The 11,433-nt window shown below is 70.7% G+C and carries 9 protein-coding genes; all 9 read left to right on the top strand.

All coding sequences use genetic code 11. The features are described from left to right. The first annotated feature begins 52 nt into the window (after nt 1–52). The 9 genes from uvrA (at nt 53) to gap (ending at nt 11,431) form a co-directional block, all read left to right on the top strand. Entirely contained in the window at nt 53–2,953 is a 2,901-nt protein-coding gene (gene uvrA / locus V6N00_RS09355) for an excinuclease ABC subunit UvrA (RefSeq protein WP_416385061.1), read from the top strand. Nucleotides 2,954–3,033: 80 nt separating this feature from the next. Continuing rightward, entirely contained in the window at nt 3,034–3,837 is an 804-nt protein-coding gene (locus tag V6N00_RS09350) for an HAD hydrolase-like protein (protein ID WP_334231822.1), read from the top strand. Beyond that, on the top strand, nt 3,834–4,502 hold the full coding sequence (locus tag V6N00_RS09345; protein WP_334231820.1) for a lysophospholipid acyltransferase family protein: 669 nt from the start codon (nt 3,834–3,836) through the stop codon (nt 4,500–4,502). Before V6N00_RS09350 ends, V6N00_RS09345 begins: the two co-directional genes overlap by 4 nt. A 9-nt stretch (nt 4,503–4,511) precedes the next feature. Beyond that, nucleotides 4,512–6,524 carry an excinuclease ABC subunit UvrC gene (uvrC, locus tag V6N00_RS09340; RefSeq protein ID WP_334231818.1) on the top strand — a complete coding sequence of 671 codons (2,013 nt, stop codon included), beginning with the start codon at nt 4,512–4,514 and terminating at the stop codon, nt 6,522–6,524. A 63-nt stretch (nt 6,525–6,587) separates the two neighbouring features. After that, nucleotides 6,588–7,487, top strand: coding sequence for an RNase adapter RapZ (rapZ, locus tag V6N00_RS09335; RefSeq protein ID WP_334231817.1), 900 nt, complete (start codon nt 6,588–6,590; stop codon nt 7,485–7,487). A 23-nt stretch (nt 7,488–7,510) separates the two neighbouring features. Continuing rightward, nucleotides 7,511–8,491, top strand: coding sequence for a gluconeogenesis factor YvcK family protein (locus V6N00_RS09330; protein ID WP_334231816.1), 981 nt, complete (start codon nt 7,511–7,513; stop codon nt 8,489–8,491). Between the two features lie 84 nt (nt 8,492–8,575). Beyond that, nucleotides 8,576–9,556, top strand: coding sequence for a DNA-binding protein WhiA (gene whiA / locus V6N00_RS09325; RefSeq protein WP_334231814.1), 981 nt, complete (start codon nt 8,576–8,578; stop codon nt 9,554–9,556). 158 nt (nt 9,557–9,714) lie between these two features. Further along, nucleotides 9,715–10,344 (top strand): superoxide dismutase, encoded by a 630-nt coding sequence (locus V6N00_RS09320; protein ID WP_334231812.1) that lies wholly within the window; start codon nt 9,715–9,717, stop codon nt 10,342–10,344. Between the two features lie 79 nt (nt 10,345–10,423). Further along, entirely contained in the window at nt 10,424–11,431 is a 1,008-nt protein-coding gene (gene gap, locus V6N00_RS09315) for a type I glyceraldehyde-3-phosphate dehydrogenase (protein ID WP_334231811.1), read from the top strand. Nucleotides 11,432–11,433: the final 2 nt, after the last annotated feature.

Below are 11,433 nucleotides of genomic sequence, written 5' to 3'. Positions count from 1 at the left end.
CGACGGCTGAACCGCCGCCCCCTGCCCGCCGTTCGAACGGGTCTTCGATAGGATGGACGCCGTGCCCAACGCTGAGATGACCCGACTGATGACGCACGACTCCTCCCGCATCACCGTGAAGGGTGCTCGCGAGAACAACCTGCGCAACATCGACGTCGACCTTCCGCGCGACGCGATGATCGTCTTCACCGGGCTCTCCGGTTCGGGCAAGTCGTCGTTGGCGTTCGACACGATCTTCGCCGAGGGACAGCGCCGCTACGTCGAGTCCCTGTCCGCGTACGCCCGCATGTTCCTCGGCCAGGTGGACAAGCCCGACGTCGACTTCATCGAGGGCCTCTCACCGGCGGTGTCGATCGACCAGAAGTCCACCTCCCGCAACCCGCGGTCGACGGTCGGCACCATCACCGAGATCTACGACTATCTGCGCCTGCTGTGGGCGCGTGTGGGCCGGCCGTACTGCCCCGTGTGCGGCGAGCCGGTCACCAAGCAGACGCCGCAGCAGATCGTGGACCAGCTGCTCGACCTGGACGAGGGCACCCGGTTCCAGGTGCTCGCCCCCGTCGTGCGCGGCCGCAAGGGCGAGTTCGTCGACCTCTTCGCGGACCTGTCCGCCAAGGGCTTCTCGCGCGCCGTCGTCGACGGCAAGCAGATCCAGCTGACCGAGCCGCCCAGGCTCGGCAAGCAGTACAAGCACACGATCGAGGTGGTCGTCGACCGGCTCGTCGTGCGCGAGGGCATGCGCCAGCGGCTCACCGACTCGGTCGAGACGGCGCTGCTGCTGGCCGAGGGCCGGATGCTCGCCGACTTCGTCGACCTGGACGCCGACGACGAGCACCGCACCCGTGCCTTCAGCGAGAACCTCGCGTGCCCCAACGAGCACCCCCTGGCGATCGACGAGATCGAGCCGCGCTCGTTCTCCTTCAACAACCCGTTCGGCGCCTGCCCGGTCTGCACCGGCATCGGCACCCGGCTCGAGGTCGACGAGGACCTCGTCGTGCCGGACCCGAGCAAGACCCTCGCCGAGGGCGCCATCGCCCCCTGGACGCTCGGCACCTCCACGACCCAGTACTGGAACCGGCTGCTCGAGGGCCTGGGCCACGAGCTGGGCTTCGACCTGGACACCCCGTTCGCGCAGCTGCCGGCCGCGGCGAAGAAGGCCATCCTGCTGGGCAAGGACCACAAGGTCACCGTCCAGTACCGCAACCGGTTCGGCCGGGAGCGCACGTACAGCACCGGCTTCGAGGGCGTGATCGCCTACATCAAGCGCAAGCACGCCGAGACGGAGTCGGACAGCACGCGCGAGCGGTACGAGGAGTACATGCGGGAGGTCGCGTGCCCCGAGTGCAACGGCGCGCGTCTGAACCCGGCGTCGCTGTCGGTGCTGATCGACGGCCGGTCCATCGCCGAGGTGACCGCACTGCCGCTGCGCGAGTGCGCGGCGTTCCTGCACGACCTCGAGCTGACCGACCGCGAACGGCAGATCGCCGCCCAGGTGCTCAAGGAGATCGAGGCGCGCCTGACGTTCCTGCTCGACGTCGGGCTCGAGTACCTCGACCTCTCGCGGCCCGCCGGCACCCTGTCGGGCGGCGAGGCGCAGCGCATCCGCCTGGCCACCCAGATCGGCTCCGGCCTCGTCGGCGTGCTCTACGTCCTGGACGAGCCGTCGATCGGGCTGCACCAGCGGGACAACCGGCGGCTCATCCAGACGCTGACCCGGCTCCGGGACCTCGGCAACACCCTGATCGTCGTCGAGCACGACGAGGACACCATCCAGGAGGCCGACTGGATCGTCGACGTCGGGCCGGGCGCGGGGGAGCACGGCGGCGCGATCGTCCACTCGGGCAGCTACGCGGACCTGCTGCAGAACACCATGTCCCTGACCGGCGACTACCTGGCCGGCCGCCGCTCGATCGACCCGCCGTCCTCCCGCCGTCCGGTGGACCGGAAGCGGATGGTCAAGGTCGTCGGCGCGCGGGAGAACAACCTCCAGCACGTGGACGTCTCGTTCCCGCTCGGCGTGTTCACCGCCGTGACGGGCGTCTCCGGCTCGGGCAAGTCCACCCTGGTCAACGACATCCTCTACAAGACGATGGCGAACCGGCTCAACGGCGCCAAGCAGGTGCCGGGCCGGCACACCCGCGTCGAGGGCCTCGAGCAGCTGGACAAGGTCATCCACGTCGACCAGAGCCCCATCGGCCGCACCCCGCGCTCCAACCCCGCCACCTACACGGGCGTCTTCGACCACATCCGCAAGTTGTTCGCCGAGACCAACGAGGCCAAGCTGCGCGGTTACCTGCCCGGCCGGTTCTCCTTCAACGTCAAGGGCGGCCGGTGCGAGGCGTGCTCCGGCGACGGCACGCTGAAGATCGAGATGAACTTCCTCCCGGACGTGTACGTGCCGTGCGAGGTGTGCCACGGGGCCCGGTACAACCGGGAGACCCTCGAGGTGCACTACAAGGGCAGGACCATCGCCGAGGTGCTGCAGATGCCGATCGAGGAGGCCGCCGAGTTCTTCGCGGCGTTCAGCCCCATCGCGCGGCACCTGAACACCCTGGTCGACGTCGGGCTCGGGTACGTGCGGCTGGGCCAGCCGGCGACGACGCTGTCCGGCGGCGAGGCGCAGCGCGTCAAGCTCGCGAGCGAACTGCAGAAGCGGTCCAACGGCCGCAGCGTGTACGTGCTCGACGAGCCGACCACGGGCCTGCACTTCGAGGACATCCGCAAGCTGCTCGCCGTGCTCCAGTCCCTCGTGGACAAGGGCAACACCGTCATCACCATCGAGCACAACCTCGACATGATCAAGAGCGCCGACTGGGTGATCGACCTCGGTCCCGAGGGCGGCTCCGGCGGCGGCACGGTCATCGCGACCGGCACGCCCGAGCAGGTCGCGGCGGTCGAGGCGTCCTACACGGGGCAGTTCCTCACCGAGCTGCTCGTCCCGGCGGCGTCCTGACCGCCCATGCCCGCACCGTTGTATGCCGGGGCCGGCATGCGTTGTTGGGACGGTCACACCCGATGTGGGAAACTTCCCCGGTGACCGTCGACGCCTTCCGCCCCGCCGCCCCGGCCGTGCTGTTCGACCTCGACGGCACGCTCGTGGACCCGGCCGGTGCGATCACCGGGGGCATCACGCAGGCCCTCGCCCAGCACGCGCTGCCGATCCCGCCCGATGCCGCCCTGCGGTCCATGGTCGGCCCGCCGCTCGCCCAGTCGCTGGGCACGATCGCGAGTGTCCCGGCCGACCGGCTCGCCGCGGTGATCGCGACGTACCGCGACCGCTACCGGGCCGAGGGCATGGGGGCCAGCCGGGTGTATCCCGGCGTCGCCGACCTGCTGGTGCGGCTGCGTGAGCACGGGTACCGGCTCGCGGTCGCGACCCAGAAGCCCGTCGGCCTCGCCACGGAACTGCTCGCGGCGACCGGCCTGCTCGACGCGTTCGACGTCGTGCACGGCTCCTCCGACGACGAGGAGGACCCGGTGCCGCTGACCAAGACGCAGATCGTCGCCGCCGCCCTCGCGGATCTCGGGCTCACGACCGTGACGGACGAGACCGGTTCCGCTCCGGAGCACCGGACCGCCGTCATGGTCGGTGACCGGCAGCACGACATGCGCGGTGCCGCGGACAACGGCCTCGCCGGCATCGGCGTGGCCTGGGGCTTCGCGGGAGACCGCGAACTGGTGGACGCGGGGGCGACCCTCGTGGTCGGCAGCGCGTCGGAGCTCGAGGCCGCGATCGCCGACCTGCTGCCGCGGCCCGCGGGCCGGAAGAGCACCGGCTCGGACTTGCCCGGCTCCGACCTGCCCGACCCCGACGTCGTCGGGAGGGCCACCGCGTGAGCGTCTACGAGTCCACCCGCGCCGCGTCCCGGGCCGCCTTCCGACTCAGCTGCCGCCCGCGCCTGTCCGGCCTGGCCAACTTCCCGGCGTCGGGACCGGTGATCGTCGCCCCGAACCACCTCTCCTTCCTCGACAGCATCATCGTGTCCTCGTTCATGCCCCGCCGGGTCAGCTTCTTCGCCAAGGCGGAGTACTTCACCTCTCCCGGATTCAAGGGTGCCGCGATGCGCACGTTCTTCGAGGGCATCGGGTCCATCCCGGTCGAGCGGGGCGAGCAGGCCGCCAGCGTCGCCGCCCTGCAGACCGCCCTCGAGGTCCTCGACCGGGGCGACGTCTTCGGCATCTACCCCGAGGGCACCCGCTCCCGTGACGGCAAGCTGTACCGCGGCAAGACCGGCGTCGGCTGGCTCGCCCTGACCACGGGTGCGCCCGTCGTGCCCGTCGGGCTGATCGGCACCGAGAAGCTGCAGCCGGCCGACAGCATGATGGTCACGCCCCGCCGGTTCACCATGAAGGTCGGCGAGCCCCTGTACTTCGACCGGGTGGGGCCCGGCCACTCCCTGCCGCAGCGCCGGGAGGTGACGGACCGGATCATGGAAGCCATTGCCGACCTGACCGGCCAGGAACGCGTCGGGCGCTACAACCAGCGGCCCGGCGCCGAGTAGGAGGGCGGCGTGGCGGACCCCCGCACCTACCGCCCCAGGACCGGCGAGATCCCCACCACCCCCGGTGTCTACCGGTTCCGCGACCAGCACGGGCGGGTGATCTACGTCGGCAAGGCGAAGAACCTCCGGTCGCGGCTGAACTCGTACTTCGCGGCGCCGCACACCCTGCTGCCCAAGACCCGCACCATGGTCTTCTCCGCGTCCAGCGTCGAGTGGACCGTCGTCAGCAGCGAGTTCGAGGCGCTGCAGCTGGAGTACACGTGGATCAAGGAGTACGACCCGCGGTTCAACATCGCCTTCCGCGACGACAAGTCCTACCCCTATCTGGCGATCACCATGGGGGAGGAGTTCCCTCGCGTGCAGGTGATGCGCGGTGACAAGCAGAAGGGCACCCGCTACTTCGGGCCCTACTCGCAGGCGTGGGCGATCCGGGACACCGTCGACACCCTGCTGCGGGTGTTCCCCATGCGCTCGTGCTCGACCGGCGTCTTCCGCCGCGCCAAGCAGTCCGGCCGGCCCTGCCTGCTCGGCTACATCGGCAAGTGCTCGGCGCCGTGCGTCGGCCGGGTGACCCCGGAGGAGCACCGCGAGATCGCCCAGGAGTTCTGCGACTTCATGGCCGGCAAGCAGCAGCCGTTCATCACCGAGCTCGAGAAGAAGATGCGCGCGGCCGTCGCGGAGCTGGACTACGAGCGGGCGGCCACGCTGCGCGACGACATCGGCGCCCTGACCAAGGCGTTCACCAAGAACGCCGTCGTGCTCAAGGAAACGGTCGACGCAGACGTGTTCGGCATCGAGCAGGACGAGCTCGAGGCAGCCGTCCAGGTGTTCCACGTCCGGGGTGGCCGGATCCGCGGCCAGCGCGGCTGGGTCGTGGAGAAGGTCGACGACAGCGACGACGCCGAGCTGATCGAGCAGCTGCTCCAGCAGGTCTACGGCGACGCCACCCGGGAGAACGAGCGGATCCCCCGCCAGGTGCTCGTCCCGGTGCTGCCCGCGGACCTCGAGGACGTCACCAGCTGGCTCAGCGGCCTGCGCGGCTCCCACGTCAAGGTCGCCATCCCGCAGCGCGGGGACAAGGCCGCCCTGGCCGACACCGTGCGGGAGAACGCCGTCCAGGCCCTCCGGCTGCACAAGTCGCGGCGCGCGGGGGACCTCACGACCCGGTCGGCGGCACTGCAGGAGCTGCAGGACGCGCTCGAACTGACCGAGTCCCCGCTGCGGATCGAGTGCTACGACATCTCCCACGTCCAGGGCACCAACGTCGTCGCGTCGATGGTCGTGTTCGAGGACGGGCTGGCGAAGAAGTCCGACTACCGCAAGTTCTCCATCACGGGCGACGCCGCGCGTGACGACACCGCCGCGATGTACGACGTCATCCACCGCCGGTTCCGCAACTACCTCGCCGAGCAGGCCGAGCGCGTCGCGAGCGGGCCCGTGCCTCGGGGCGGCGGATCCATCGACGACGCCGTGGCCGGCGCCCCGCGCCCGAAGTTCGCCTACCCGCCGAACCTCGTCGTCGTCGACGGCGGGCCGCCGCAGGTCGCGGCCGCGGGACGCGCCCTGGAGGACCTCGGCATCGCGGACATCAACGTCGTCGGCCTGGCCAAGCGCCTCGAGGAGGTGTGGGTGCCGGACAGCGAGTTCCCCGTCATCCTGCCCCGCGCGTCCCACGGGCTGTTCCTGCTCCAGCGGGTCCGCGACGAGGCGCACCGGTTCGCCATCACCTTCCACCGGCAGCGCCGCTCCGCCGCGATGACCGCCTCCGAACTGGACGAGGTGCCCGGTCTCGGTCCGGTCAAGCGCAGGGCGCTCCTGAAGGCCTTCGGGTCGGTCAAGAAGATCCGCGCCGCGGACCTGGCCGAACTGACCGCCGTGCCCGGCGTCGGGCAGTCGCTCGCGATCGCGGTGATGCGGACGCTGGGCTCGCCGGCGTTGAGCGAGGGAGCCGACGCGGGCGACGCCGGCGGCGAGACGGAGCGCGCCGCCGTCAACGTGAGCACGGGCGAGCTGCTGGACTGACGCCACTAGGGTGGACGTGAGGACCCGCCGGGGGACAGCAGCCGGCCACGTGAGGAAGGGACCATGAGCGCACCCGAGGAACTGACACCGGTCAAGCCGCCCGAGCCGGAGATGCTCATCGTGACCGGCATGTCCGGGGCCGGCCGCAGCACCGCGGCCAACGCCCTCGAGGACCACGGCTGGTACGTCGTCGAGAACCTCCCGCCCGAGATGCTCGTTCCGCTCTCCCACATCGTCGCCCGCACGCCGCAGCCGATGGACAAGCTCGCCGTCGTCATGGACGTGCGCAGCAAGGAGCTCTTCGCCTCGATGCGGGAGGCGCTCGGCGCGCTCACCGCGGCCGGCGTCAACTACCGGGTGCTGTTCCTGGACGCCGACGACGACGTGCTCGTGCGCCGCTTCGAGCAGGGCCGGCGCCCGCACCCGCTGCAGGGCGACGGCCGGATCCTCGACGGCATCGCCGCCGAGCGGGCCCTCGTGGCCGACCTGCGCGCGATGGCGACCCTCGTCGTGGACAGCTCGACCAAGAACGTGCACGACCTGGCGACCACCATCACCGACCTGTTCTCCGAGTCCGGCCCCGTCACGCTGCGACTGACGGTGATGAGCTTCGGCTTCAAGTACGGTCTGCCGGTGGACGCCAACTTCGTCGCCGACGTGCGCTTCATTCCCAACCCCCACTGGGTGCCCCAGCTGCGTCCCCACACGGGGCTCGACGCCGACGTCGCCCGGTACGTGCTCGAGGACAACGGCGCGGAGGAGTTCGTCCGCCGCTACGTCCACGCCCTCGAGCCGGTGCTCGAGGGCTACCGCCGGGAGAACAAGCACTACGCGACGATCGCGGTCGGCTGCACGGGCGGCAAGCATCGGTCTGTCGCGGTGACCGAGGAACTCGCGCGGCGGCTCGCGCAGCTGCCCAAGACGAAGGTGTCCACCCACCACCGCGACCTGGGGCGCGAGTAGTGCCTGGCTTTCCGACGGGCGCCATGCCCGTGGTCTCCGGGAGCGGCCGGAGCGTCCCGGGCCGGAAGGAGCAGGCCGTCGTCGCGCTCGGAGGCGGCCACGGCCTGTACGCCTCCCTCTCGGCCCTGCGGCTGCTCACCTCGGACCTGACCGCGGTCGTCACGGTCGCCGACGACGGCGGGTCCTCCGGCAAGGTCCGGCAGGAGCTGGACGTGCTCCCGCCCGGGGACCTGCGGATGGCGCTGGCGGCCCTGTGCGACGACACCGACTGGGGCCGCACCTGGCGCGACGTCATGCAGCACCGGTTCCGGTCCCGGCCCGGCAGCGACGCCACCCTCGACAACCACGCGCTCGGCAACCTGCTGATCGTCGCCCTGTGGGAACTGCTGGAGAACCCGGTCGACGGCCTGCGCTGGGCCGGTGCCCTGCTCGGTGCCCGCGGCCAGGTGCTGCCCATGGCGAGCGTGCCGCTGACCATCGAGGGCGACGTGCGCCGCGCGGACGGCGGCGTCGACGTCGTGCGCGGCCAGTCCCGGCTCGCGGTCGCCGGCACCGTCGACGCGGTCCGGCTCGATCCGCCGGACGCGCCCGCCTGCCGGGAGGCGCTGGAGGCCATCGATCTCGCGGACTGGGTGATCCTCGGTCCGGGGTCCTGGTACACCTCGGTCCTGCCGCACCTGCTGCTGCCGCAGTTGCGGGACGCCCTCTGCGCGACCACGGCGAAACGCCTCGTCACCATGAACCTGGGCACCTCCACGAGGGAGACCCGGGGCATGACGGCGGCCGATCACCTGGCCGTACTGCGGCACTGCGCGCCCGACTTCCGGGTGGACGCGGTGCTCGTCGACCCGAGCAGCGTGGACGACGCCGATGCCCTCCGGGCGGAGGCCGCCGGACTGGGCGCCGAGGTGTTCTTCGGTAGAGTGGGAGCTTCTGGTGGCGCCCCGGTGCACGATCACGTGCGCCTCGCGACGGCCTACCACGACATCTTCGGAGGCCACTGACCTGAGGTCGGTGAGCTGGAACGAGGGCGCCGGCAGCAGCGCCCTGATGGGGACGGCCCCGGTAGGGGCAGTGAGGACGAGAACATGGCGTTGACCACCCAGGTCAAGGAGGAGCTGTCGCAGCTGCAGACAGCGAAGTCCGCGGTCCGGAAGGCGGAGGTGTCCGCCCTGCTGCGTTTCGCCGGAGGCCTGCACATCATCTCCGGGCGGATCGTGATCGAGGCCGAGGTCGACCTCGCGGTCACGGCCCGCCGGCTCCGGTCCGCGATCGCCGAGGTCTACGGGCACACCAGCGACGTGGTCGTCGTCTCCGGCGGCGGCCTGCGCAAGGGCAACCGGTACGTGGTCCGCGTCGTGCGCGACGGTGAGTCCCTCGCCCGGCAGACCGGCCTGCTCGACAGCCGCGGGCGACCCGTCCGCGGCCTGCCCCCGGCCATCGTCAACGGCTCCAACGACGAGGCGGCCGCCGTGTGGCGCGGTGCGTTCCTCGCCCACGGCTCGCTCACCGAGCCGGGCCGCTCCTCGGCCCTCGAGGTCACCTGCCCCGGCCCCGAGGCCGCCCTCGCCCTCGTCGGCTCCGCCCGCCGGCTCCACATCCTCGCCAAGGCCCGTGAGGCACGTGGCGTGGACCGCGTCGTCATCCGCGACGGGGAGGCCATCGGCTCCCTGCTCACCCGGATGGGCGCCGCCCGTGCCTGCGGGGTGTGGGAGGAGCGTCGCGAGCACAAGCAGAACCGCGCCTCCGCCAACCGCCTGGCCAACTTCGACGACGCGAACCTGCGCCGCTCCGCCCAGGCCGCCGTCGCCGCCGGCGCCCGCGTCGAGCGCGCCCTGCACATCCTCGGCGACGCCGTCCCCGACCACCTCAAGTACGCCGGCGAGCTGCGGGTGGCCCACAAGCAGGCCAGCCTCGACGAACTCGGCCGTCTCGCGGACCCGCCGATGACCAAGGACGCGATCGCCGGACGCATCCGGCGGCTGCTCGCGATGGCCGACAAGCGGGCCGCCGATCAGGGCATCCCGGGCACCGACGCCAATGTGACCGCCGAGATGCTCGATCAGTAGGGGAGTGCATAGGATGGGAAGGCAGTCGCGCCGACCCGTCCCGCCCCTTCGGCGGCACCGTCGGCCCAGCTCGGAACCGTGTTCCGTCGCTGTGCCCGACCGCGGCCGTCGGCACGGGCTGCACCGTGGAAACGCCACCAGGACCGATGGAGGAATTCGTGAGCGAGAAGTACACCCTGCCCGACCTTCCCTATGACTACGCCGCGCTCGAGCCGCACATCTCGGCGCGCATCATGGAGCTGCACCACGACAAGCACCACAAGACGTACGTGGACGGCGCCAACACCGCGCTGGAGAAGCTCGAGGAGGCGCGCGCCAACGGCGACTTCGCCACCGTGCCGAAGCTGAGCAAGGACCTCGCGTTCCACCTCGGCGGTCACCTCAACCACACGATCTTCTGGAACAACCTGTCCCCGGACGGAGGCGACAAGCCCGAGGGCGAGCTGGCCTCGGCGATCGACGACGCGTTCGGCTCCTTCGACGCGTTCGTCGGCCACTTCACCAACGCCGCCACCAGCCTGCAGGGCTCCGGCTGGGCCATCCTCGCGTTCGAGCCGCTCGGCCAGAACCTCGTGATCGAGCAGCTGTACGACCAGCAGGGCAACATTCCCGTGGGCACCATCCCGCTGCTGCAGCTGGACATGTGGGAGCACGCCTTCTACCTCGATTACGTCAACGTCAAGGCCGATTACGTCAAGGCGTTCTGGAACATCGTCAACTGGAACGACGTCTCCGCCCGCCTCGCCGCGGCCCGGACCGGCGCGCACCAGCTGATCGTCCCGGCCTGATCCACGTCGGACCCCGGGCCCTGACGGCCCGGGGTCTGCCCGCTCCACCCACCCCGTCCCCCCAGCGAAAGGGAATGCAGTGACTACGAAGATTGGCATCAACGGATTCGGCCGCATCGGCCGCAACTACTTCCGTGCGGCCCTGTCCCAGGGCGCCGATCTGGACGTCGTGGCCGTCAACGACCTGACCAGCCCCGAGACCCTCGCCCACCTGCTCAAGCACGACAGCGTGCTGGGCAAGCTCGCCGAGACGGTCGAGACGGACGGCCAGAACATCGTCGTCAACGGCAAGACCATCAAGGTCCTGTCGGAGCGCGACCCCGCCAACCTTCCCTGGGGTGACCTCGGCGTGGACATCGTCGTCGAGTCCACCGGCTTCTTCACCAAGGCCGCCGACGCGCGCAAGCACATCGACGCCGGAGCCAAGAAGGTCCTGATCTCCGCGCCCGCCTCCGACGAGGACATCACCATCGTCCTGGGCGTGAACGACGGCGACTACGACGCGTCGCAGCACCACATCATCTCCAACGCGTCCTGCACCACCAACTGCCTCGGTCCCCTCGCCAAGGTGCTCAACGATTCGTTCGGCATCCAGCAGGGCCTGATGACGACGATCCACGCCTACACCGCGGACCAGAACCTGCAGGACGGCCCCCACAAGGACCTCCGCCGCGCCCGTGCCGCCGCGATCAACCTCGTGCCGACCTCCACCGGTGCCGCCAAGGCCATCGGCCTCGTGCTGCCGGAGCTGAAGGGCAAGCTCGACGGCTACGCCGTGCGCGTGCCGGTCCCCACCGGCTCCGCGACGGACCTGACCGCCACGGTCAGCCGCGAGGTCACCGCCGAGGAGGTCAACGAGGCCTACCGCAAGGCCGCCGAGTCCGGCCCCCTGAAGGGCTACCTGACCTACACGGACGAGCCCATCGTCTCCTCGGACATCGTCACCGACCCGGCGTCCTCGATCTTCGACTCGGGCCTGACCAAGGTCATCGGCAACCAGGTCAAGGTCGTCTCCTGGTACGACAACGAGTGGGGCTACTCCAACCGGCTCGTGGACCTCACCGAGCTCGTCGCCAGCAAGCTCTGAGG

The organism is Tersicoccus mangrovi (genome assembly GCF_036881825.1).
In the GTDB taxonomy this organism is placed as follows: domain Bacteria; phylum Actinomycetota; class Actinomycetes; order Actinomycetales; family Micrococcaceae; genus Tersicoccus; species Tersicoccus mangrovi.
This window is presented reverse-complemented; position numbering and strand designations above follow the sequence as displayed.

Bases quoted from the DNA above. Each gene is read 5' to 3' on its own strand.
- rapZ (WP_334231817.1), top strand. From the start codon at position 6,588: ATGAGCGCACCCGAGGAACTGACACCGGTCAAGCCGCCCGAGCCGGAG.
- V6N00_RS09330 (WP_334231816.1), top strand. From the start codon at position 7,511: ATGCCCGTGGTCTCCGGGAGCGGCCGGAGCGTCCCGGGCCGGAAGGAG.
- uvrA (WP_416385061.1), top strand. From the start codon at position 53: ATGGACGCCGTGCCCAACGCTGAGATGACCCGACTGATGACGCACGAC.
- whiA (WP_334231814.1), top strand. From the start codon at position 8,576: ATGGCGTTGACCACCCAGGTCAAGGAGGAGCTGTCGCAGCTGCAGACA.